At 53.3% G+C, this 23,814-nt stretch carries 22 protein-coding genes and 1 tRNA gene; 10 read left to right on the top strand and 13 right to left on the bottom strand.

Annotated features, from left to right (window positions below; genetic code table 11):
* Positions 1-127: 127 nt before the first annotated feature.
* The 3 genes from CGL_RS13130 to CGL_RS13120 are packed head-to-tail and all read right to left on the bottom strand — an operon-like array spanning position 128 to position 2,666.
* Complete coding sequence (locus tag CGL_RS13130; RefSeq protein ID WP_011015262.1) at positions 128-1,009, bottom strand: metal ABC transporter permease; 882 nt, start codon at positions 1,007-1,009, stop codon at positions 128-130.
* Entirely contained in the window at positions 1,010-1,702 is a 693-nt protein-coding gene (locus tag CGL_RS13125) for a metal ABC transporter ATP-binding protein (RefSeq protein WP_011015261.1), read from the bottom strand.
* A gap of 10 nt (positions 1,703-1,712) precedes the next feature.
* The gene (locus tag CGL_RS13120; RefSeq protein ID WP_011015260.1) at positions 1,713-2,666 is read right to left on the bottom strand and encodes a metal ABC transporter solute-binding protein; all 954 of its coding nucleotides are present in this window, start codon (positions 2,664-2,666) and stop codon (positions 1,713-1,715) included.
* A gap of 100 nt (positions 2,667-2,766) precedes the next feature.
* Here CGL_RS13120 and CGL_RS13115 point away from each other — a divergent pair, with 100 nt between their 5' ends.
* Entirely contained in the window at positions 2,767-3,849 is a 1,083-nt protein-coding gene (locus CGL_RS13115; RefSeq protein ID WP_011015259.1) for a LacI family DNA-binding transcriptional regulator, read from the top strand.
* A 32-nt stretch (positions 3,850-3,881) separates the two neighbouring features.
* On the opposite strand, the gene otsB is transcribed toward CGL_RS13115, so the two are convergent.
* From otsB to thrE, 5 genes are all read right to left on the bottom strand, one after another.
* Entirely contained in the window at positions 3,882-4,652 is a 771-nt protein-coding gene (gene otsB / locus CGL_RS13110) for a trehalose-phosphatase (protein ID WP_003863055.1), read from the bottom strand.
* 54 nt (positions 4,653-4,706) lie between these two features.
* A complete protein-coding gene (locus tag CGL_RS13105; protein WP_003863057.1) occupies positions 4,707-5,195 on the bottom strand; it encodes a membrane protein in 489 nt (162 codons plus the stop codon).
* The gene (locus CGL_RS13100; RefSeq protein WP_011015258.1) at positions 5,192-6,649 is read right to left on the bottom strand and encodes an alpha,alpha-trehalose-phosphate synthase (UDP-forming); all 1,458 of its coding nucleotides are present in this window, start codon (positions 6,647-6,649) and stop codon (positions 5,192-5,194) included. Before CGL_RS13100 ends, CGL_RS13105 begins: the two co-directional genes overlap by 4 nt.
* A 12-nt stretch (positions 6,650-6,661) precedes the next feature.
* Positions 6,662-6,991 carry a hypothetical protein gene (locus CGL_RS13095; RefSeq protein WP_003853934.1) on the bottom strand — a complete coding sequence of 110 codons (330 nt, stop codon included), beginning with the start codon at positions 6,989-6,991 and terminating at the stop codon, positions 6,662-6,664.
* A 79-nt stretch (positions 6,992-7,070) separates the two neighbouring features.
* Positions 7,071-8,540 (bottom strand): threonine/serine exporter ThrE, encoded by a 1,470-nt coding sequence (thrE, locus tag CGL_RS13090; protein ID WP_003853939.1) that lies wholly within the window; start codon positions 8,538-8,540, stop codon positions 7,071-7,073.
* A 147-nt stretch (positions 8,541-8,687) separates the two neighbouring features.
* On the opposite strand from thrE, the gene CGL_RS13085 reads away from it, so the two are divergent.
* A tRNA-Thr gene (locus CGL_RS13085) sits at positions 8,688-8,760 on the top strand.
* A gap of 208 nt (positions 8,761-8,968) precedes the next feature.
* Here CGL_RS13085 and CGL_RS13080 read toward each other — a convergent pair.
* Positions 8,969-9,370, bottom strand: coding sequence for a helix-turn-helix domain-containing protein (locus tag CGL_RS13080; protein ID WP_003853941.1), 402 nt, complete (start codon positions 9,368-9,370; stop codon positions 8,969-8,971).
* 246 nt (positions 9,371-9,616) lie between these two features.
* Between CGL_RS13080 and CGL_RS13075 the strand changes: the two genes are divergently transcribed.
* Positions 9,617-10,048, top strand: a complete 432-nt coding sequence (locus tag CGL_RS13075) for a hypothetical protein (RefSeq protein ID WP_011265982.1) — start codon at positions 9,617-9,619, stop codon at positions 10,046-10,048.
* A gap of 74 nt (positions 10,049-10,122) precedes the next feature.
* A complete protein-coding gene (locus tag CGL_RS13070) occupies positions 10,123-10,938 on the top strand; it encodes a Cof-type HAD-IIB family hydrolase (RefSeq protein WP_003853955.1) in 816 nt (271 codons plus the stop codon).
* On the opposite strand, the gene CGL_RS13065 is transcribed toward CGL_RS13070, so the two are convergent.
* Positions 10,925-11,740 (bottom strand): alpha/beta hydrolase family esterase, encoded by an 816-nt coding sequence (locus CGL_RS13065; protein WP_011015255.1) that lies wholly within the window; start codon positions 11,738-11,740, stop codon positions 10,925-10,927. The genes CGL_RS13070 and CGL_RS13065 overlap by 14 nt on opposite strands.
* Before the next feature lie 66 nt (positions 11,741-11,806).
* On the opposite strand from CGL_RS13065, the gene CGL_RS13060 reads away from it, so the two are divergent.
* From CGL_RS13060 to CGL_RS13045, 4 genes are all read left to right on the top strand, one after another.
* Positions 11,807-12,769 (top strand): diaminopimelate dehydrogenase, encoded by a 963-nt coding sequence (locus CGL_RS13060; RefSeq protein ID WP_011015254.1) that lies wholly within the window; start codon positions 11,807-11,809, stop codon positions 12,767-12,769.
* Between the two features lie 397 nt (positions 12,770-13,166).
* The gene (locus CGL_RS13055) at positions 13,167-13,874 is read left to right on the top strand and encodes a LysR family transcriptional regulator (protein WP_011015253.1); all 708 of its coding nucleotides are present in this window, start codon (positions 13,167-13,169) and stop codon (positions 13,872-13,874) included.
* A 32-nt stretch (positions 13,875-13,906) separates the two neighbouring features.
* Complete coding sequence (locus CGL_RS13050; RefSeq protein ID WP_011015252.1) at positions 13,907-14,869, top strand: FAD-binding protein; 963 nt, start codon at positions 13,907-13,909, stop codon at positions 14,867-14,869.
* A 171-nt stretch (positions 14,870-15,040) separates the two neighbouring features.
* Complete coding sequence (locus tag CGL_RS13045; protein ID WP_011265980.1) at positions 15,041-17,185, top strand: glycoside hydrolase family 16 protein; 2,145 nt, start codon at positions 15,041-15,043, stop codon at positions 17,183-17,185.
* Between the two features lie 18 nt (positions 17,186-17,203).
* Here the strand turns inward: CGL_RS13045 and CGL_RS13040 are convergent, their stop codons facing one another.
* The 3 genes from CGL_RS13040 to CGL_RS13030 are packed head-to-tail and all read right to left on the bottom strand — an operon-like array spanning position 17,204 to position 20,557.
* On the bottom strand, positions 17,204-18,526 hold the full coding sequence (locus CGL_RS13040; RefSeq protein ID WP_011015250.1) for an MFS transporter: 1,323 nt from the start codon (positions 18,524-18,526) through the stop codon (positions 17,204-17,206).
* Positions 18,527-18,549: 23 nt separating this feature from the next.
* Positions 18,550-19,083 (bottom strand): TetR/AcrR family transcriptional regulator, encoded by a 534-nt coding sequence (locus CGL_RS13035; RefSeq protein ID WP_011015249.1) that lies wholly within the window; start codon positions 19,081-19,083, stop codon positions 18,550-18,552.
* Positions 19,073-20,557, bottom strand: a complete 1,485-nt coding sequence (locus tag CGL_RS13030; protein ID WP_011015248.1) for an MFS transporter — start codon at positions 20,555-20,557, stop codon at positions 19,073-19,075. The genes CGL_RS13035 and CGL_RS13030 overlap by 11 nt, the downstream gene beginning before the upstream one ends.
* 460 nt (positions 20,558-21,017) lie before the next feature.
* On the opposite strand from CGL_RS13030, the gene CGL_RS13025 reads away from it, so the two are divergent.
* Positions 21,018-22,757 (top strand): pyruvate dehydrogenase, encoded by a 1,740-nt coding sequence (locus tag CGL_RS13025; protein WP_011015247.1) that lies wholly within the window; start codon positions 21,018-21,020, stop codon positions 22,755-22,757.
* Complete coding sequence (locus CGL_RS13020) at positions 22,754-23,785, top strand: D-TA family PLP-dependent enzyme (protein WP_003863093.1); 1,032 nt, start codon at positions 22,754-22,756, stop codon at positions 23,783-23,785. The genes CGL_RS13025 and CGL_RS13020 overlap by 4 nt, the downstream gene beginning before the upstream one ends.
* Positions 23,786-23,814 lie beyond the last annotated feature (29 nt).

Genomic DNA, 23,814 nt, shown 5'->3' with positions numbered 1-23,814 from the left:
TATGCATGCACAAGGTCATGGCATTAAGTGTGCATAAGGTCATGACACTGAGTGTGCACAACCCTCTGACACAAAACAGTCTGGTTTCCCCTTTTAAGTGGACCCTTGAAATAGGACTTCGAAACGCCTAGTGAGGGTGGTGATCGTGCTGGCGGCGTCGATAAGCATCTTCGTCACGCTGAGCTCCACGGCCGCGGAGCCAACCGATCAGGCGGCAGACCAGGTAAATCACAAAAGAGATGGTGGTGACAAAAACACTCACCGGCAAACCAGGCGCTAGCGACAATAGCAGGCCACCGACAGCCGATACTTCCGCGAAGATGACTGCCAGCACCACGGCTTTCACTGGATTGGCGGTCACCGCCACAGCGGCCGCGCCGGGAGTGATCAGCAATGCCATGACCAGCAGCGCACCGACAATCTGCACGGACTGGGACGTGGTGAGGCCAACCAGAACTGCGAAGGCAACGGCGATGAATCGGACGTTTACTCCGGAGGCCTGCGCCATGATCGGATCGGCGCTGGCGAAAAGCAGCGGGCGCCAGAAAATCACCACGGCGCTAACCACGATCACGGTGACTGCCACAAGGATCCACAGCGATGATGAGGAAACACCAACGATTTGCCCTGTGAGCAGGGAGAACGCGGTGGAGCTTCGGCCGGGGTAGAGGTGAATGAACAGCACGGACAGACCGAGTCCGAAACTCATCACGGCACCGACGGCGGAATCTTGTTGTTTCATGCCGAGTAATGCCAGTAGGATCGCGGCGACCACGGAACCGATCACTGCACCGCCGCCTACATTCAATCCGAAGAGCAGCGCGGCGGCGGCTCCCATGAGGGCGAGTTCGGCGGTGCCGTGGACTGCGAAGGACTGTTGGCGCACCACGATGAGCGGCGCGATCACACCGGAGAGCAGGCCCAACAGCGCGGAGGCGATGAGTGCGTGCTGGACGAAATCGACGCTGATGAGATATTGGGTGTCGGAAAGCCAGGTGGATAGATCCACTTAAACCACCACGATTCTGTCGTTGATGCGAGCCACCGTGACGGGTGCGTTGTAGAGTTCGCTGAGTTTTTCGGACTGCATGACATCGCCAACCGTGCCGATGGTGTGGCCGTTGGGGGCGAGGTACAAAATGCGATCTACCAGGCCCATTAGTGGATTGACATCGTGGGTGACCACAACAACGCCGACGCCTTCGGCCTTCAATTCACCAAATAGGGACACCGTGCGCTGCGCGACGCCGGGGTCAAGGCTGAGGAGGGGTTCGTCGGCAAGCAATAATTGCGGGCGCGTGGCAAGGGCCTGGGCTTGGCGGACGAGCTGCTGCTGCCCGCCGGAGAGCTCGCCGACGCGTCGATCGGCGATTCCGGAAGCGCCCACGCGGGCAAGAAGCTTATCGACGTCACCCTTCGCGGGTCCCCTTTTGGAAACCACGCCATGCGCCGCGGACAGCGAAACCATATCGCGGGCACGCAACGGGACATCGAAAATTCGTTGTTGCGGAATATAACCCACCCGGGCATCAGTTTTAACCGAACCGTGGGTGAGTTTTCGGGTGCCCAAAATCGTACCGATGAGCGTGGATTTTCCCACGCCGTTGGGGCCTAAAACCGCAAGAAATTCCCCCTGTCGGAGCTCTAAATTCAGGCCCCTCCAGAGGGGATCCACCGCAGCATCATTGAAAGTCAACAGCATTTAAATAATTCTAAACCTGGTTAGTGGCAGCGGTGAGATCATCAACTGCCTTGGTGAATGCATCGAGGAAATTCTCGGTGTTTTGAGGGGTCTCATAGATCTCAACAACTGGGATGCCTTTTTCTTCTGCCAAATCCTTCAAGCTGGTCGCGACAGTCGACGCGGACTGTGGGTTGTAGATCAAAACATCGAGGTCACCGTTGTTAATTGCATCCTGGAACGACGCAACATCTGCTGCGGTTGGCTCGCTCTCGCTCAACGTGGTTGCGCGGTAACCCTCAGGGGTGGATTCCACCATGTCGGAGTGGGACAAAATGTGATCGGCGATCGGCTCGGTCTGAGCAATGCGAACTGCTGGAAGATCGTGAATCTGATTGTGCAGCTCGTCCATCTTGGTGGTCACAGCCGTTGCATCGGCCTGTGCCTCGGGATCAAGCTCGGTGACTTTTTCTGCGAACTCTTCAGCTACCTCAGAGACGTATTCAGTGGAGTACCAGACGTGCTCGTTGTCGACGTCATGATCGTGGCCCTCTTCATCGTGGTCGTGTTCGTGGGCTTCTTCGGCTTCGTGCTCGTGATCATCATGCTCGCTGTGGTCATGCTCTGAGAGATCCAATGCGTGGATGATGCGATCATCGTCTTCCAAGGTGCCGTAGAGCCAGGAATCATAGCCGCCGCCACCGACGATAATGATGTCAGCTTCGGAAACTTTAGCCATATCGGTAGCGGAAGGCTCGAAGGAATGAGGGTCGATGTCGCCACCGGTAATAATTGCTTCAATGTCTACATCTGGGGCGACAGCTTCGGCGACGTCAGCCCACACCTGGGTGGAGGTGACCACTTTAAGGGAATTGGATCCGGCAGCGTTGGTGGAATCCGCGGAATCTGCTGATCCAGTTGAGCAGCCAGCTAGTACCAGTGGGAGGATGGGGAGTGTCCAAAGAAGCTTTTTCATACCTGCCATTAAATGCTTATTGAAAAAGGATGTCAACATGAAAACTTATTGAAAATCGCAAAATCGCGTTAGACCTCGGATACGCCATAGGGGTAACTGGTAGATTGAAATGATTATGGGTAGGAAACAACAATACGGAACCCTCGCGTCCATCGCCGCGAAACTAGGTATCTCAAGGACCACAGTGTCCAACGCCTACAACCGGCCGGAGCAACTCTCCGCAGAACTTCGCCAACGCATCCTCGACACCGCTGAAGATATGGGCTATCTCGGCCCTGATCCGGTGGCCCGCAGCCTTCGTACACGCAGAGCAGGCGCAATCGGAGTGCTGCTTACTGAGGACCTCACTTATGCCTTCGAAGATATGGCCTCCGTGGACTTTCTTGCCGGGGTGGCTCAAGCTGCTGGAGACACCCAACTAACGCTGATTCCTGCCTCGCCCGCGAGCAGCGTTGACCATGTCTCGGCTCAACAATTAGTCAACAACGCTGCAGTTGACGGAGTGGTTATTTACTCCGTTGCCAAGGGTGATCCACACATCGATGCCATCCGTGCCCGTGGTTTGCCCGCAGTCATCGCCGACCAGCCTGCACGCGAAGAAGGCATGCCGTTTATTGCCCCAAATAACCGCAAAGCCATCGCCCCTGCAGCTCAAGCGCTAATCGACGCCGGCCACCGCAAAATCGGCATCCTGTCCATCCGCCTAGACCGCGCAAACAACGACGGCGAAGTCACCCGCGAGCGCCTCGAAAACGCCCAATACCAGGTACAACGCGACCGAGTCAGGGGTGCCATGGAAGTCTTTATCGAAGCGGGAATCGATCCCGGCACCGTGCCGATCATGGAATGCTGGATCAACAACCGCCAACACAACTTCGAAGTGGCCAAAGAACTTCTAGAAACACACCCAGACCTCACCGCAGTACTCTGTACCGTCGATGCACTGGCATTCGGCGTTCTGGAATACCTTAAAAGCGTAGGTAAATCAGCGCCTGCAGATCTATCCCTCACTGGTTTCGATGGCACCCACATGGCACTCGCACGGGATCTCACCACCGTCATCCAACCCAACAAACTCAAAGGGTTCAAAGCCGGCGAAACACTGTTGAAAATGATTGACAAAGAATACGTGGAACCAGAAGTGGAATTGGAAACTTCCTTCCACCCAGGTTCCACGGTTGCGCCAATCTAGGCTTGTGGCACTTTTCGTGCGTTTAGGCTCTCTTAAATCCCCAATCGCACGCTTTCCGCATACTGCATGCGGTGGTAGGCGAGTTTCTCTAGGAAAATTCCCACATTATCAACATCGTCGACGCGGGTTTTGGCTGCAGTGTCTCCTTCGCCAACCTTGACGGTTAGGGCACGATCATCGTTTTCTAAAGCTTTGAAACCGTGCTCATCGGTGGTGTCATCGCCGAGGAAAATCACACCAGTGGGCTCGGTGCGGTCAACGTATTCCTTCAGCCAGGTGCCCTTGGTGGTGGAGCTGATGGAGTATTCGATGATGCTCTTGCCGTTAGTAACCTTCAGGCCGGAAGAGTCTACGTGTGCTGCTTGGGCGAGGATTCCTTGGACTTTGTCCTTGTCGGAAACACGGATGAAGTGCAGCACGCGGTGGAAAGGCTTGATCTCCACGAATGCGCCTTCGATGCCGTCGACGATCTTTTCCAGATCTGCTTCAATCTTGGCGAGGCGAGCTACCTCTTCAGGAGTGAGGGTACGCGGGCGGGAGGAATCCTCAGAACCGTGTGAACCCACCATGGTGATGTCGTACTGACCAAGATCAAGAACCGTCTTCAATCCCTCCAGGTGACGTCCCGACAAAATGACAACATCAGTGTCTGCTTGTTGGGAGAGGTCTTTTACCGCCTTGAGGGATTTCTGGTTGATAGGAACGTTGTAAGCGTCCTTGCTAAATCCTGCGATGGTTCCATCAAAATCGGACACAACCAAAAGCTTTTTGGTCTTGGCGATTTCCTCAATAGTCAAAGTCATGGGAACCAGTGTACGGATCCCACAGAACCCCTGGCACTTTAAAGCCCTGGCACCTTAAGATGTCGGCGCGATCCAGGACACCAAGCGGATTGCTGGCCGATCGAGTTCATCGACATCGCTAGTCAGCAAGATTTCTGAACCAGAAGTCCTGGAGATTTCAAAAGAACCAGGCAGAAGATCAACCAGCTCGTTATGAACTTTGAGTTCTTGTCCTTGGCAATCATCGGGAAGTTTATCGAAATCCAGGGAAGACAAGGTCACATAATCGGCATCCAGAACAGAGCTTTGCTCACCATTTTGGAAGAATTCCGCACGCCCCGTAAAAGGCACACAGCCAGTGAAACCAGACAGGGAAGAATTGCCAAAATCTAAGCTGGGCTGGGAAATGACAAGATTACTGATCGAATTCGACTCATCTGGATCGGTGTAAATATTGGTCACCAACCAGGTGGAATCTGTCATTTCCACGGTGTCTGAACCACAGGACGCCAGCAGTAAAGCAAGCGGAAGAACGCCTATGGTCGCGATTCGTGCGCGGTTCATGAGTTTTCTCCCGACTGTGCCAAACAATCCAGGAAACTATTAGCCCACACGTTGACGTCGTGGGTATAGACCTGCTCGCTGTTCGTTTTCATTCGCGTTGCCGCAGATTCCGGATTGTGCTTCAAATCATGGACAGCTGCCACCATTTGCCGTTTGATGGATTCCACATCAAATGGGTTGCATAAATACGCACCGGTCAGCTCAGTGGCCGCGCCGGCAAATTCGGACAGCACCAAAGCACCAGTGCCGTCGCGGTGGTTGGCCACGAATTCTTTAGCCACCAAGTTCATACCGTCTTTAAAAGGCGTAACCAGCATGACATCGGCTGCGGTATACAGCACCTGGAGATCATTTTTGCTCAATGACCTGTGTAGATAATGCACCACGGGACGCCCCATGCGACCGAAACGACCATTGATACGGCCGACGGCTTCCTCGACCTGCGAACGCGACACACGATAGTGATCAATGCGCTCACGCGAAGGCGTCGCGACCTGCAGCAACACAGCTTTGTCGGCCTCCAACGCGCCGGATTCCAGCAGTTCCTCAAACGCAAGCAGGCGCTGCAAAATGCCCTTGGTGTAGTCCAGTCGGTCAACGCCCAGGAATACGGTTTCCGGCTCGTCGAGCGTTTTTAAAAGATCAAGAACGGCGCTTTTCGACGCCTCCCCAAACATTTCAACATCAATCGAGATCGGGAACGCCCCGACGCTAACTCGCCTTCCGTCAGCGGTTTCAACATGAGCGCCAATCTCACGCACCAATGCTTCACCACTGACCTGCAAGGTGTCCGGCTGACCCACATGAGACCCGGCAGTGCCGGCAACCTGCTGGGTTAACGCAAGGAAGTTTTCTGCGTTTTGAACCAAATGGAATCCCACCAAATCTGCGCCCAGCATGCCTCGAACAATCTCTTCACGCCACGGCAGCTGACGGAACAGATCAGGGGAAGGGAAGGGAATGTGGAGGAAGAAACCGATCTTCAAATCAGGGCGCATCTGGCGCAAAATGCCAGGAACCAGCAACAGCTGATAGTCCTGCACCCACACAGTGGCACCGTGTGCCGCCACTTGGCTCACGGCTTCAGCGAACTTGAGGTTTACCTCCCGAAACGCATGCCACCAATCGGTGTTGTACACCGGAGTAACAATCAGATCGTGGAAAAGAGGCCACAGCGTTGCGTTTGAAAAGCCCTCGTAGAAGCCTTCATAGTCACTTGCAGTGAGGACAACAGGGTGCAGCAAAACACCCGTATCTGTTCGAAATGGTTCGGGTGCAACATCTACAGTTCCAGGCCATCCGACCCAACATCCACGATGTTGTTCCAGAACGGGGGAAAGCCCCGTGACAAGGCCACCGGGGCTGGGGGAGATGCTATAGCTACCATCTGGGTGGACAGTCATATCCACTGGCAGACGGTTAGCAACAACTACAAAGCTATTGGAATCATCCATATAAGATCCGGCTTAAGACTTCTTTGTGGTCTTCTTTGCGGTGGTCTTTTTAGTAGTTTTCTTAGTGGTCTTCTTGGTCGTTTTCTTAGCAGCAGCCTTCTTAGCTGGTGCCTTACGAGTCCGCTTTGTAGCCTTCTTTGGCTGAGCTTCCTCGTGTTCAGAAGCGACCTTGGTGTAACGCAGGCCCTGAGGTTCAACGCCGAGCATGCACATCAAAGTGACGCCGTCGAAGAAGTCCTTAGAATAGGTGGCAACAATCCTGCGGGCACCGGCTGCGGTTTCCTCTTCAACAGCGTGAAGGGATTCTGGGGTGGGACGAGTGTCCGTGATTTTGGCCGGCAAGGATCCTCCTGAGTGTTTAAAAGCGATCGACCCGATATTCTACGCTATTTAAGCGAAAGACGCCTAAGCAGGTTGATTTTTACCTTTTATTACCGAATCTCTGATTAGTCTTTGGACGTTTTCTCTGCCGGCGCTGATTCTGCTCAGCTTCCTCCTGGAAGGAGAACTCATTCGCCTTGGTAAATGCACGGTATGGGTTGAAGCGTGGTGGACGACGTAGCCTGCGGGCAATCCACTCACCCAAAACCACGCCAGCGGCAAGTGATGAAGCAGTGGCTAAAGCAACCGCAATGTTGGTGAAACCCATGAGTGTTTGATCATTCAGGGTGGCGTACATTCCGCGGTAAATTGCTAGACCTGGAAGCATTGGTGTGATGCCGGCAATCGCCACAATCAACGGTGGAATCAAGAATCGACGGGCAAGCAAACCACCAGTGAAACCAACTGCTGTTGCAGCAATCGCAGCGGCAGAGACGGGGCCTAAATAAACAACGAAGAGGTAATAAAACGCAGAACCCATCAGCGCAGTAAGCCCCGCAATAATCACCGAGGACCACTCCGCGTAACAACCCACTGCGAAGGCCGCTGCGGTGACGCCACCAGCGATAATGCGGGCGAATGTAGACGAATAATTAGGTGCTGCAGCGGACTCCATGGCAGGCAACATGACATGCAAGATTTCAGAAAGCTGAATGCCCAAACCCACGCCAGCAACAATGCCGCCGGTAAACAGGAGTGTTTCGAAAAATCGTGCACTTGCTGTCACCGGAGCGCCCGTGATGCCGTCCTGCAGAGATTGCACGAGTGTCAAACCTGCCAACAGCACAACAATTCCAGATGCGATGATCTGGCTCGGTTTGATCTCAAGACCAAATTGCAACGCCAAAGAATAAGCAATCGATGCAGGCAGCGTGGCAATAAAACCACCAACAACATTTTGGAAGAAAGTAGGCAAACCCTTCTTTCCCAAAAATGACGTCGTGGCAATGATCGTGAACGCGGTAATAAAAGCAATTAGGGAAACCTGCCATCCACCACCCAACAGCACAGCAACAGCACCACCCATCATTGCCCAGCCAAGCAACGCAACAGGGAAACCATAAGACGCAGGGGATTGCTCCAACTCGTCCAGGATTTTCTCGGCAACCTCAGGCGGGGTCGCACCAGCCTGAATGGAACGGATCAAACGGTCAACCTCAGACAGTTTGGAGAAGTTGGTGTCCAACTTGCCTACAACATGAAACACGTTGACCGGCATCTTCCTCTCCACACCGATGTTGGTGAAGATGGTGATCGTATTCAACGTGATATCCACGTGCGTGTAGTACAAACCGTACGCAGAGGTCACTGCTCGAACTTGTACCTTGGTGTCACTATTTGACGTACCTGAAGAAAGCAAAATATCGCCAATTCTCGCAGCCAAATTCATCACACCGGCCACTTGACTATGGTCAGTGAGATCAATCGGGGCTAGTGGCGATGGCGGAGGTGCGGCTTTTGCAGCGTCAACTGTTGAAATGCGGCCACGAAGGGTCGCAAAACTCAACATCCGCTGGAAAACATTTTGCAAGGAAAAAGAGTCCAATCACAGGTCGTTTATGCACGGTTCACCAGATACTCTAGCCCCGAATTCCATTGTGATGTACACATACGCTAAGATACGTATTCGTAGTTGTTGATCATCAGCATCTGCGGTGCTGGAGTGGCGCAATTGGCAGCGCAACGCACTTGTAATGCGTAGGTTGAGAGTTCAAGTCTCTTCTCCAGCTCAATAACACCAGGTCAAAGGGGTATTTTCTTAATGAAAATGCCCCTTTTTGGCTTGAGGTCTCCAAAAAGTCTCCATTTAATAACACGGGGCTTAGGGGCTTTCTTTTCCCTTGGCTCGATGTTTGGAAATGAAACGGTGTTTGAATGTCGCCAGTTGGTGAGGGGATTATTTCATTTCACTTAGGCTCCCGTTTGGGTTGAAATTAGTCACTTTTCATATGGCGTGTTCAAATTAAGCTCCTTAAATTCGTTGACCAGATTGATGACTAGATCTTGCTGGCGGACGGTCAGTCTTGTTATGTCTACATGCTTCACATAGTCACTTTGGGAGATGATCTTCGAAAAATTTGGCCATTCAGATTCGGGAACTTTCGCTGCACTTAAAACCTCTACTGGATCAAGGTCGAGAGCCTCTGCAAGCTTCATACACATCATTGGATCGACGGTGAATGGTTCACCGGTTCTCCGGGATATTCCTTTTTCGAGGTCGATTACCCAGAATCGGGTTTTGTCTATGGCTTTAGCTAGATGCTCTTGATTCATGTCGAGGGTTCGGCGCTGGTTGCGAACTAGATCGCTGATTGGATACTTTTCTTGATTTGTTGTCATGGATGTAAGTTATGAAAAATTGTTTTAATATGCAACACAACTAAAAAACAATATGCAACATTCTAAGATCTTGAGTTAAACTTTGCACTGCTCGGCATTGAGCTCGGTCCAGGATCGAAAGCCTGGCAGGTGGGGCGAAATTCAATATGAATGATTAGGGCTAATTTCCCTAGGCGAATCCTCCTAAAATCGTTACCCTAGGATCGAACTGAAAAGTTGAAACTAATCGATGACAGGGAGAGCCAGATGGCCCAGGGTATTAGTGCTGCTGAGCTACAAGCGTTAAAGCTGCGTGCTGCTGAATTGAGAGCGGAGGGTGCTGGAGGGACCGGCACCAAAGAGAAAGAACGTGAGGCGGCAGATTGTGTCTCGTTGATTGAGTCGTTGGAGGGGCTTGATCGACAGATCGCGGAGTTGTTGCACAGGGTTGTTAAGGATGAAGCGCCACACCTTGATCCTCAGGTGCGAGACGGCGTTCCAGCGTATGCGCGTGAGGGCACGGTTATCGTATTTTTTCAACCAGCTTCCCAACACGATTCCCGCTATGGAAGCATTGGTTTTAATGACGAAGCTTTTCTGGATGACGGAGATTTCTGGGCCACGAGTTTCGCTGTTTTGGCTGTTAGTGACAAGTTTGAGGCGAAGCTGAGGGGGCTTGTCGGTAAGGCTGCAGGGTAGCGGGAGTTTCCTTCAGATTGGAAGTTCTTTAATTTTCTCGATTATGTACCTCATTTACGCGTAAAGTTTGGGGCATGGGAAAGTTACTTTTCGTAGACATCGGTGGCACACTGCTGGATTACTCAAATGAAGTTCCGCGTTCGGCCGTTGACGCGATCCGTAAGGCACGCGCCAAAGGACACCGCGTGTACTTGAGCTCTGGTCGAAGCAGCGCTGAGGTGACTTCTCAGTTGTGGGATATCGGAGTGGATGGCCTCATTGGCGCAAATGGTGGATATGTGGAAAGCGCACAGGAGTCTGTGTTCCACCGCCGTTTGTCGGGTGAGGAGACCCGCCACATTGTGGAGTGGCTCTACAACCGTGGTTTGGAGTTTTATCTCGAGTCCAACAACGGTTTGTATGCAAGCCGTGGTTTCCGTGAGGCTTCTAAGCCAGTGCTGTCTCGCCTTTCGGAGAAGACCGACGTGACAGTCGATAGCATGTACCCGGATATGTTCTGGGGCGCGAGCCTTGATCGTGACGATGTGAACAAGATCAGTTACATCTTCAATTCTCAGGAAGATTTGGACGCAGCGCGTGAGGCGTTCCCTAACCTGGAGCACACCACGTGGGGTGGTCAGACGGGTGCGTTGTTCGGCACGATCGGTGTGTCTGTCAACAAGAAGATCGGCGTGGATCGCCTGCTGAAGTACCTGAACGCAGATCGCGCAAACACCATTGCGTTCGGCGACAGCGATGAGGATCTCTCCCTATTTGAGGCGAGCGCTTACGGCGTCGCGATGGGCGAGGCCACCGAATCGCTCAAGGCTGCTGCTGACCTGGTCACGGATGCTGTTGGGCAGGACGGCTTGCGCAATGCGTTTTTAAAGCTTGAGCTTATCGACGCCTGACCCCATCAAAGAACTTCCCAATCTCCTCAGCCGCTATCACTGATGTGGTTGAGGGGCCTAGAAATTCTGGATAAGTTTTCCCACTTGGTACCAAGTGGCCGATCCCGTTGAGTGTCCAAAACTCAACGGGATTTTCTCCATCCCAGGTATCGATCGACACCACATCATCAATCACGTCGTGGCGGTGTTCGGTCAGTCCGTTTCGGGCGGCAATATAGGCAGCTGAATCAAAGGCGGACATGCCCACGCCACGGCGGTGTTCGCGACCAATACCGGCATCGCCACCCTCATACGGTGAAAAAGTATCGGCAGTTCCAGCCATCGCCAAATAAGGCACCGGATGTGTCTTGAAGGTTTTCACCTGCGGCAGCGTATTCTCTGCAACTGGCATGTTGGATGCAATGGTTGCAGCGCCACTGAGCATCTTGGGAACCTCATGCATGAGCCGCAACACCATCTGCCCACCGTTGGAATAGCCAACAATAAAGATCCTCTTGATGCCATACGTGTTGCCCAAGTGCGTGGCGAGTTTTACAAAGAACCCCACATCATCAATGCCTAAATGGCGGGTATTTTCATCCAAACCCAACCGCGCATCATTCCAATGCTGATCCACCCCATCCGGATAAACCACCATGAACGGCAACGGATCAAAAGTCCTGTTGGTGAAGCTGCGCCCCACAGATCCTGACTGCTGGGAGCCATGAAAATAGATCAGCGCATCCGTGGTGGAACCAAAAGGCTCAACAATACGAAACGTTCGCTTTCGGTCCTGATGAAAGAGATGTCCCTGAATCATCATCTAAGTATGCATCTCGGTAAGCTCGACCAGGACAGTGCCACCACAATTTTGGAGGATTACAAGAACATGACCAACATCCGCGTAGCTATCGTGGGCTACGGAAACCTGGGACGCAGCGTCGAAAAGCTTATTGCCAAGCAGCCCGACATGGACCTTGTAGGAATCTTCTCGCGCCGGGCCACCCTCGACACAAAGACGCCAGTCTTTGATGTCGCCGACGTGGACAAGCACGCCGACGACGTGGACGTGCTGTTCCTGTGCATGGGCTCCGCCACCGACATCCCTGAGCAGGCACCAAAGTTCGCGCAGTTCGCCTGCACCGTAGACACCTACGACAACCACCGCGACATCCCACGCCACCGCCAGGTCATGAACGAAGCCGCCACCGCAGCCGGCAACGTTGCACTGGTCTCTACCGGCTGGGATCCAGGAATGTTCTCCATCAACCGCGTCTACGCAGCGGCAGTCTTAGCCGAGCACCAGCAGCACACCTTCTGGGGCCCAGGTTTGTCACAGGGCCACTCCGATGCTTTGCGACGCATCCCTGGCGTTCAAAAGGCAGTCCAGTACACCCTCCCATCCGAAGACGCCCTGGAAAAGGCCCGCCGCGGCGAAGCCGGCGACCTTACCGGAAAGCAAACCCACAAGCGCCAATGCTTCGTGGTTGCCGACGCGGCCGATCACGAGCGCATCGAAAACGACATCCGCACCATGCCTGATTACTTCGTTGGCTACGAAGTCGAAGTCAACTTCATCGACGAAGCAACCTTCGACTCCGAGCACACCGGCATGCCACACGGTGGCCACGTGATTACCACCGGCGACACCGGTGGCTTCAACCACACCGTGGAATACATCCTCAAGCTGGACCGAAACCCAGATTTCACCGCTTCCTCACAGATCGCTTTCGGTCGCGCAGCTCACCGCATGAAGCAGCAGGGCCAAAGCGGAGCTTTCACCGTCCTCGAAGTTGCTCCATACCTGCTCTCCCCAGAGAACTTGGACGATCTGATCGCACGCGACGTCTAATTTAGCTCGAGGGGCAAGGAAACAGTGTGGTTTCCTTGCCTCTTTTAGCCTTTTCAGAGGGTGTCTTCGCTGGACCAAGAGGAAACCAGACAGGCGTGACAAAAATCTGGATTTCCGCCAGGTTTTGGCACGCCTGTCTGGTTTAGGGGATGAGAAACCGGACACACGTGCCAAAACTTCGGCTTTTTCGCCAATCTTGTCACGCCTGTCTGGTTTGCCTCGGATGAGGTGATTTCATGGCCAAGACTTCTAAAAGTTCGACCTCGCAGGATCGCTTCTAAGGGCCTTTAGCGGACCAACCTAGGCCGATACCCATGTGGAAATCTCGACGTCTTAAATGGACGATTGGAGCTAAAACCACGAACAGCTGGGATTTTCCACGATAGGATTGGGTCTCGTGGAGATTCGTTGGTTGGAAGGCTTTATCGCGGTCGCGGAAGAATTGCACTTTAGTAATGCTGCGATTCGTTTGGGGATGCCGCAATCGCCGTTGAGTCAGTTGATCCGGCGGTTGGAGTCGGAGTTGGGGCAGAAGCTTTTTGATCGCAGTACCCGGTCGGTGGAGTTAACTGCCGCGGGTCGGGCGTTTTTGCCACATGCCAGGGGGATTGTGGCGAGCGCTGCGGTGGCGAGGGAAGCTGTGAATGCTGCCGAGGGGGAGATCGTTGGTGTTGTTCGCATTGGTTTTTCTGGTGTGCTGAACTATTCCACGCTGCCGCTTTTGACCAGTGAGGTGCATAAACGGCTTCCTAATGTGGAGTTGGAGCTCGTTGGTCAGAAGTTGACGAGGGAAGCGGTAAGTTTGCTGCGCTTGGGGGCGTTGGATATTACGTTGATGGGTTTGCCCATTGAGGATCCAGAGATTGAGACTCGGCTGATTAGTTTGGAAGAGTTTTGCGTGGTGTTGCCGAAGGATCATCGTCTTGCGGGGGAAGGAGTGGTGGATTTGGTGGATCTGGCTAAAGATGGGTTTGTGACGACGCCGGAGTTTGCGGGGTCTGTGTTTAGGAATTCCACCTTTCAGTTGTGTGCTGAGGCTGGTTTTGTGCCGAGGATCAGCCAGCAAGTTAATGATCCTTACATGGCGCTGTTGTTGGCGCGGTAGTCAATCATGGGGGAGTATCCCACCGTATCCGCGTGAACAAGGGCGTGGTGCTGGCAGCAGGTGGATTCTCCCAGAATCCAGAACTGCGCAAGAAGTACATGCCAGAACCCACCCCACAGTTCTCCCGCACCAACGAAAGCGCCACCGGCGACACCATGGCCCTTGCTGCGAAAGTGGGAGCACGCCTAGGCGACGACAACGGTGAAAACGCACTGTGGTTCCCATCGTCCATCGGCACCCGCGCCGACGGATCCACCGCGGTGTACCCACACATTTGGGACCGTGGCCGCCTCGGAGTCATCGCAGTCAACGCAGCAGGCGAGCGTTTCGTCGATGAATCCGTCTCCTACCACCGCTTCGTGCGCGCCATGTACGAATCCAACAAAACCACCCCGACTGTTTCAGCCTGGCTCATTGTTGATTCCCACACCCTGGCAAAATACGGCCTCGGCATGATCACCATGCCACACCTGCCTAAACTCGCTCTGCAAAAATACATCGACTCCGGATACCTGCACGCAGGATCATCCTTGGATGAATTGGCACGCAGCATTGGTGTGGACGCTCGCGGCCTGGAACAAACCGTCAAACGCTACAATACCTTCGCTAAAACGGGTATCGACGAAGACTTCCACAAGGGCGAACTCCTCTTCGGTCAAGCCGCCGGCGATCCAGACAACAAGCCAAACCCCAACGTCGGACCAATCAAGAAGGGACCGTTCTACGCAATCGCTGTAGTCCCAACCCCTCTGGCCACTGCCTTTGGCATCAGCATCAACCCCAACGGACAGGTTGTTAGTGAAGATGGGGAGCCCATCATTGGACTGTACTCCGCAGGAAATGATGCCCAATCTGTCATGGCTTCTGAATATCCTGGTGCTGGTTCACAGGTTGGTTCCGGAATGACCTTTGGTTGGATCGCAGCACAGCACGCGGTGGGGAAAGCGGGAAAATCCGGAGGAGCTAAGGCAGGATATGCCGCGTCTTCTAAGTAATTGCTTGGTGGGTTGCTTACTAGTCCGATGATCGTGAGGGAAACCAGCAGAGCAGCACACAGTACAGAAGCTGGCTTAAACCTTATTTGTAGTTGTCAATAAATATGAAATTCCTTAGCAACTTGTTTAAATAGACGTATAAACAAGTTTGAAAAAGGAAGGTTATCCATCTTGAAAAAGCATGTGACCTCAGCCGTTACCGCCGTGGTGACGGCTTTTTCAACGGCTGCGCTTGGTTTAAGTATTGCCGTTTCTCCTGCTGTTGCCCAAGTGGCTAATCCAGCTCCAGATCTTTCTGCGCCGTATACATGGGTGGAAGAGTTTGATTCCGAGGATGCTCTCAAAGGGTGGAACATTTTCCGCCAGCCAGATTATGGCAGCGACAAAGTTCTCTATACCGAAGATGCTTTAAGTATCGAAGATGGCAAGCTCACCATCACCACTCAGCGCCACTGCGTTGACGAAGACTTCGCGATCAGTGATCCTGTCAACCGCGGAAAGCTCAATGACAGCACCGCGCAAGTTGAACCTTGTGCTCCAGGTCAGTTTGAAAAGTTCACCAGTGCGCGCATCGTCACTCCGAAAATTGCTCGTGGAGAGTTCGACCTTTCTGTCACTGCAACTCTTAACACCGGTGGCGTCGAAGGTGTCCGAAGTGCCATTTGGATGCAAAACGGTGAACAGGCGTGTTCCTCAGCAACCAACAATGGCCTCTACGGAGAACTAGACCTGGTAGAGCACTTTTCTTACGATCTTCGCTCGCCATGGTCTCCATCAAACACCCACTTGGGTTGTGATCCTGAAAGTGTCAACGGCACCAACCGTGCACCTCGTGAACTTAAACTAGATGAGTCACTCGATGGCGTGGAGCACACCTGGACTGTGAGCACCACCCGCGACGGCGTTGAGTACTTCATTGATGATGAGGCGATTAACCGCCAGTCATGGCGCAACGATGTCACTTTGGGGCATGCCGAAATTGATGATTTCGGGATCTCCGCGCAGACGTTTGATGAGATCGTCGACCGCGAATGGACTCTCACTCTTAATCAAAAGGTAGAAAGCGCCGACTGGGCAAAACCACGTTCCTCTGAGGAAGATTTCCCAGTCCGGTCCATGGTGATTGACCGCATCGAGGTCACCGGATCTCCCGCAGTATCTGAAGACACCCCCATGCCAGATACCACCCAGCTTTTGACCCAAGACACTCTGGAATACCTCGGTCGCATGCCAGTGCTGGAACGCTACGAGCCAGCAAGTGCTGATTTTGCCGATGGCCGCAGGCCTTCCTGGAACTACTTCAATTTGAAGGAATCGTGGCAGAATCCAGAACTCGAGCAACGCCCAGAAGCTGTCGAATTCGTTGATGGACGCATGGATATCGTGACCCGTCGCCACTGTCTGGCCACCACTGATGACATCGCCACTCCGGAAAACGCACAGGAGGAACCGTGCGCGCCGGGTGAGGTGACACGCTACAGCTCAGCGCGTGTCCACCTTCCAGAGATCCCCGCCGGCAACTTCCGGCTCACCGTGCGCGCACGGGCGCAGTCCGAAGAGCTTGTCGACGGCGTCCGCCCCGCTATCTGGATGCAGAACAATACCAACTTCTGTGCTGACAACGATGGACGCCCTTATGGTGAACTGGATATTACTGAGTTCTACAGCTCTCGTGTGAACACCCAGTACTCGGCAGTACACCTTGGATGTGCTGGCAACCGCCCAGAGATGAAGCTTCGCCAAATGGAAATGGAAGAGTCCATGTTTGGGGATTGGCATGACTGGGGCGTCGAAGTCTTCGACGGCCAGATCGTATTCACCATTGACGGCAAGGCAGTAACTTCCTCTGGCAAAGATGTCTTTGGCAACTCTGTTACCCCAGCCGCTGCACCTCTTCGCCCCGCGCACTTCAAGTTGTCGGAAGAGGAATACCGTGAAGTCATCGGGCAGCCTTGGCACCTTATTTTGAACACCATGGTGGAGCAGTCTGGCAAAGACAGCTGGATTACAGCGGTCGACAATAACGAGGCGTTCCCAGAACACCGCTTCCAAATTGACCATGTGGCAGTAGATATCGAGTCTGACTCTGTGGACAATGTATGGCCTGACGCTGCGAATGAAATCCCAGACAATGTTGGTATTGAAGACTCTGATGATGGCAGCGACCTGGAGGTTGGTTCGACCGGAAGCTCTACAGCTGAGACCGTGAGCTGGATCTCGTTGTTCACCGCGTTGAGCTCGCTGGTCTTCACACTGGCTCTCAATCAAGAAGCATTGCAGAATTTGATTAATCAGTTCATGAGACAGTTCAAGTAATCCTTGTGGGCGCTTTGTCTACTTCACCTTGTGCGGTGGCTTCACCATGCTCAGCAGCACAATACCGAATAGCAGAATCAGCGCGATGGCCAAAATACCAGTGCGGTCATCGCCGGTGAGCCCCACAAATACACCAAACAGCGACGGCACCATCCAACTCACGGCACGGCCGGTAGTGGCATAAAGGCCGAAGAGCTGGCCTTCCTGGCCATCTGGGGAAAGACGTGTTAAATAGCTTCTCGACGCTGACTGTGCAGGTCCCACAAACGCACAGAGGATTAATCCGAAGATCCAGAAATTAGTGGGGCCTTCAACGAAGAAGAGAATTGCAGCATCGGCGATCATGATGGCAAGAGAAATCAAGATGATGGGTTTTGGCCCGACGCGATCGTCTAGGAATCCTCCGAGGAGTGCTCCCAACGCAGAGACCACGTTGGCTGCGACACCGAAGAGGAGGACATCACCGGCAGATAGTCCGTACACAGAGACCGCAAGGATGGCACCGAAGGTAAATACTCCGGCGAGTCCGTCACGGAAAACAGCTGCTGCGATGAGGAAATACACGGAGTTGCGGTCTTGTTTCCACAGCTCAGCGATCTGCCCAAAGAGATCCTTGTAGGCAGCTATGAGGCCTTTGGGGTGGTCTTCGGCAGCTACCTGTGCCTCAATTTCTGGGACTCGAAGAAGTGCCGGAATCGCAGAGACCAAGAACCAAACGGCTGCAAGCACTGCGACGAGGCGGATATTCATGCCGTCTTCGATGGGCAGGTTTAGGAATCCGCGGGTATCGCCATCACCGGCAACAAAACCTAGGTAACAAACAAGCAGTAGAACGATGCCACCGAAGTAACCCATGGACCAGCCGAAACCAGAAACTCGGCCCACGTTTTCGCGGGTCGAGATTTGGGAGAGCTGCGCATAGTACTGAACTTCAGCGAACTCAAAGGTGATGTTGGCGATCGCCATGATGGCTACACCAAACCAGAAAAATGTGGGATCAGTGTTCTTTACTGTAAAGAGACAAAACATCAAGAACACGGTGACAAGTGTCCACATGCGCAGTGACCTGCGGCGAGTGCCCTTGATATCTGATCGCCTGCCCATGACTGGGGCAACAACCGCAACAATGACGCCAGCGATGGCGACCGCCATCGAATACAGTGATGTGGCGTTGGAACCCTCGGGGAGGGTGGCGCCGACTGAATCAGTGAGATAGACCGAGAAAATAAAGGTCACGAGGACCGCGTTGAAAGAGGCGGAACCCCAATCCCAAAACGCCCAAGAAACAATTGGGGGTTTTGGTGTGGGTTTGGTCGCGCGGTCGAATTCCTGAACAGTCATGCTCAAGACTTTAAGGTAGAAATTTAAGTCTGGCTTGGTATCAGCTCGAGAATTGTTTCCAGCATGGCTTGGCGCTTGGACTTGCTGAGGACATCATCATGAATGTAATCGTGCACGAAGAGGCCATCGGCTGCGAGCTGCACCAGGTAGACGGCGCGTTTGTGGGCATCGTTTTCCAGATCATCGGTGTCGGGGATCCATTGATGATTTACAGTGCGCCAGGCGTTAAGGAAATCCGGGTGGGAGGGGGCGTCGATAAGCAAAAGCAGCTCGGGGCGCGAAACGTTTTCAGCAAGCGTAACCACGACGGCGCGCAATCGCTCAAGTGGATCCTCTGGGTCGCGGGTTATGTCGCGCAATTCCTTGTCCCAGTCGTCGGCAAGCAACTCGTGCATGCCTAAAAGCAGCGCATGGCGGCTGGGGAAATGATAAATCAAGCCCGACTTGGACAGACCGGTCGCCTCGGCGAGCGAATCGTAACTCAGCGTCTCGAGGCTGTACTCGCCGATATAATCGATGGCCGTGCGCAGAATCATCTCTTTTTTACTAGTGCGCATTATTGGCTCCCTTCGGATTTCCGCGGAAAAGGTAACTGCTGATCAGAGCAGCCGCTACTGCGCATACTAGGGCAATGATCAACACGTTAATGTATGCGGTGTCCAAAGATGCACGCGCCGCATCGCCATCAATCGCGTGGTGAACACCCGCCGAGAAGTTATCCGCAACCTCTGCCGGGGCATGCAGCGAGTAGAAGAATGGGAACAAGCTACCCAAAATCGCGACAGACAACAGCGTGCCGAACTCATAAGAGACCTCTTCGATCGACGACGCCATGCCAGCCTTACGCACCGGCGCGGAACCGATAATCGCAGTGGAAGACACAGACATTACCGAACCAGCACCCGCGCCCATGAAGAATAGACCCGCGATGAAAAACGGCAAACCATCAGTATGAGTCGCGCCCCAAATACACAGGGCGATGCCAACGGCAGTGGCAGCAAAACCACCACTGATCAGCGGTTTGAAGCCCCAACGATGCAGGTTTGCACCACCGATAATAGACATCGGGAAGCTACCCAATGCAGCTGGGATCATGAGCAAACCAGCCTCAAGTGGAGTGAAACCCACAGACAACTGGAAACGCTGCGAGGTAGTCATTTCCAAACCGGACACAGTAAACATCGCCATGCCCGCAGCAACCACACCGCCTAAGAAAAGGCGATTACGGAACAACGACAGATCTAGAAGTGGCTCCTCGATCTTCTTCTGACGACTGCTAAACAACACCGCACCAATGATCAACATGATGACTGCACCCAAAAGAAGAGGCATATGGCGTGCAGTATTCACAGATTCCTTGATCGTGATGATCAACCCAGCAAGTGTGAGCAGCGCATAGAACGACGACAAGAAATCCCAATGCTTAGACGGATTCGCGATATTGGCCGGCGCCACAAAAAGCGTAGCGATCAACGCGATAACAGCCACCGGAACGTTAATGAGGAAAACCGAACCCCACCAGAAGAATTCCAACAGCGCACCACCAATGATCGGGCCTGCCGCAGCGCCAAGAATTGCCACGGAACCCCAAATACCAATTGCAGTGTTGCGCTCACGCTCATCCTCAAACGTAATGCGGATCAGAGCCAAGGTTGCAGGCATCATCGTTGCCGCACCGATGCCAAGGAAAGCTCTCGCAGCAACAAGAGCCCACGCAGTTGGAGCAAACGCAGCACCAAGTGAAGCGATTCCGAAAATGCTCAAGCCCATGAGGAACATCCGGCGGTGGCCGATTTTGTCACCCAAAGTGCCGGTACCCAAAAGAAGGCCCGCCATGAGCAGGGGATATGCGTTGATGATCCACAACGCTTGGGTTTCGGTGGCTGCGAGCTGTTCACGCAGCAGAGGGAGTGCGGTGTAGAGAATCGAGTTGTCTACACCGATCAGAAAGAGACCACCGCTGATAACGGCGAGGAAAGCCCAACGTTGGGTTTTCGTAGGCGCTTGCGCCTGTAAGGTTTCTGAAGTCATGGATCGTAACTGTAACGAATGGTCGGTACAGTTACAACTCTTTTGTTGGTGTTTTAGACCACGGCGCTGTGTGGCGATTTAAGACGTCGGAAATCGTAGGGGACTGTCAGCGTGGGTCGGGTTCTTTGAGGCGCTTAGAGGCGATTCTGTGAGGTCACTTTTTGTGGGGTCGGGGTCTAAATTTGGCCAGTTTTCGAGGCGACCAGACAGGCGTGCCCACGATGTTTAAATAGGCGATCGGTGGGCATCTGTGTTTGGTTTCGACGGGCTGAAACCAAACCAGACTGCCCAGCAACGACGGAAATCCCAAAAGTGGGCATCCCTGTTTGGTACCGAGTACCCACCCGGGCCTGAAACTCCCTGGCAGGCGGGCGAAGCGTGGCAACAACTGGAATTTAAGAGCACAATTGAAGTCGCACCAAGTTAGGCAACACAATAGCCATAACGTTGAGGAGTTCAGATGGCACACAGCTACGCAGAACAATTAATTGACACTTTGGAAGCTCAAGGTGTGAAGCGAATTTATGGTTTGGTGGGTGACAGCCTTAATCCGATCGTGGATGCTGTCCGCCAATCAGATATTGAGTGGGTGCACGTTCGAAATGAGGAAGCGGCGGCGTTTGCAGCCGGTGCGGAATCGTTGATCACTGGGGAGCTGGCAGTATGTGCTGCTTCTTGTGGTCCTGGAAACACACACCTGATTCAGGGTCTTTATGATTCGCATCGAAATGGTGCGAAGGTGTTGGCCATCGCTAGCCATATTCCGAGTGCCCAGATTGGTTCGACGTTCTTCCAGGAAACGCATCCGGAGATTTTGTTTAAGGAATGCTCTGGTTACTGCGAGATGGTGAATGGTGGTGAGCAGGGTGAACGCATTTTGCATCACGCGATTCAGTCCACCATGGCGGGTAAAGGTGTGTCGGTGGTAGTGATTCCTGGTGATATCGCTAAGGAAGACGCAGGTGACGGTACTTATTCCAATTCCACTATTTCTTCTGGCACTCCTGTGGTGTTCCCGGATCCTACTGAGGCTGCAGCGCTGGTGGAGGCGATTAACAACGCTAAGTCTGTCACTTTGTTCTGCGGTGCGGGCGTGAAGAATGCTCGCGCGCAGGTGTTGGAGTTGGCGGAGAAGATTAAATCACCGATCGGGCATGCGCTGGGTGGTAAGCAGTACATCCAGCATGAGAATCCGTTTGAGGTCGGCATGTCTGGCCTGCTTGGTTACGGCGCCTGCGTGGATGCGTCCAATGAGGCGGATCTGCTGATTCTATTGGGTACGGATTTCCCTTATTCTGATTTCCTTCCTAAAGACAACGTTGCCCAGGTGGATATCAACGGTGCGCACATTGGTCGACGTACCACGGTGAAGTATCCGGTGACCGGTGATGTTGCTGCAACAATCGAAAATATTTTGCCTCATGTGAAGGAAAAAACAGATCGTTCCTTCCTTGATCGGATGCTCAAGGCACACGAGCGTAAGTTGAGCTCGGTGGTAGAGACGTACACACATAACGTCGAGAAGCATGTGCCTATTCACCCTGAATACGTTGCCTCTATTTTGAACGAGCTGGCGGATAAGGATGCGGTGTTTACTGTGGATACCGGCATGTGCAATGTGTGGCATGCGAGGTACATCGAGAATCCGGAGGGAACGCGCGACTTTGTGGGTTCATTCCGCCACGGCACGATGGCTAATGCGTTGCCTCATGCGATTGGTGCGCAAAGTGTTGATCGAAACCGCCAGGTGATCGCGATGTGTGGCGATGGTGGTTTGGGCATGCTGCTGGGTGAGCTTCTGACCGTTAAGCTGCACCAACTTCCGCTGAAGGCTGTGGTGTTTAACAACAGTTCTTTGGGCATGGTGAAGTTGGAGATGCTCGTGGAGGGACAGCCAGAATTTGGTACTGACCATGAGGAAGTGAATTTCGCAGAGATTGCGGCGGCTGCGGGTATCAAATCGGTACGCATCACCGATCCGAAGAAAGTTCGCGAGCAGCTAGCTGAGGCATTGGCATATCCTGGACCTGTACTGATCGATATCGTCACGGATCCTAATGCGCTGTCGATCCCACCAACCATCACGTGGGAACAGGTCATGGGATTCAGCAAGGCGGCCACCCGAACCGTCTTTGGTGGAGGAGTAGGAGCGATGATCGATCTGGCCCGTTCGAACATAAGGAATATTCCTACTCCATGATGATTGATACACCTGCTGTTCTCATTGACCGCGAGCGCTTAACTGCCAACATTTCCAGGATGGCAGCTCACGCCGGTGCCCATGAGATTGCCCTGCGTCCGCATGTGAAAACGCACAAAATCATTGAAATTGCGCAGATGCAGGTCGACGCCGGTGCCCGAGGGATCACCTGCGCAACCATTGGCGAGGCGGAAATTTTTGCCGGCGCAGGTTTTACGGACATCTTTATTGCATATCCGCTGTATCTAACCGATCATGCAGTGCAACGCCTGAACGCGATCCCCGGAGAAATTTCCATTGGCGTGGATTCGGTAGAGATGGCACAGGCGACGGCGGGTTTGCGGGAAGATATCAAGGCTCTGATTGAAGTGGATTCGGGACATCGTAGAAGTGGAGTCACGGCGACTGCTTCAGAATTGAGTCAGATCCGCGAGGCGCTGGGCAGCAGGTATGCAGGAGTGTTTACTTTTCCTGGGCATTCTTATGGCCCGGGAAATGGTGAGCAGGCAGCAGCTGATGAGCTTCAGGCTCTAAACAACAGCGTCCAGCGACTTGCTGGCGGCCTGACTTCTGGCGGTTCCTCGCCGTCTGCGCAGTTTACAGACGCAATCGATGAGATGCGACCAGGCGTGTATGTGTTTAACGATTCCCAGCAGATCACCTCGGGAGCATGCACTGAGAAGCAGGTGGCAATGACGGTGCTGTCTACTGTGGTCAGCCGAAATGTGTCAGATCGTCGGATCATTTTGGATGCGGGATCCAAAATCCTCAGCACTGATAAACCAGCATGGATTGATGGCAATGGTTTTGTTCTGGGGAATCCTGAAGCCCGAATCTCTGCTTTGTCGGAGCATCACGCAACCATTTTCTGGCCAGATAAAGTGCTACTTCCAGTAATCGGGGAGCAGCTCAACATCGTGCCCAACCATGCCTGCAACGTGATTAATTTGGTGGATGAGGTCTACGTTCGGGAAGCCGATGGCACTTTCCGTACCTGGAAGGTAGTTGCCCGCGGCAGAAACAATTAGGGAAACCTCTTGACCTTCACGCGACGTCA

Source organism: Corynebacterium glutamicum ATCC 13032 (genome assembly GCF_000011325.1).
Taxonomy (GTDB): domain Bacteria; phylum Actinomycetota; class Actinomycetes; order Mycobacteriales; family Mycobacteriaceae; genus Corynebacterium; species Corynebacterium glutamicum.
Note: the sequence above shows the minus strand (reverse complement) of the source record. Positions and strands in the feature narration are given on the sequence as shown.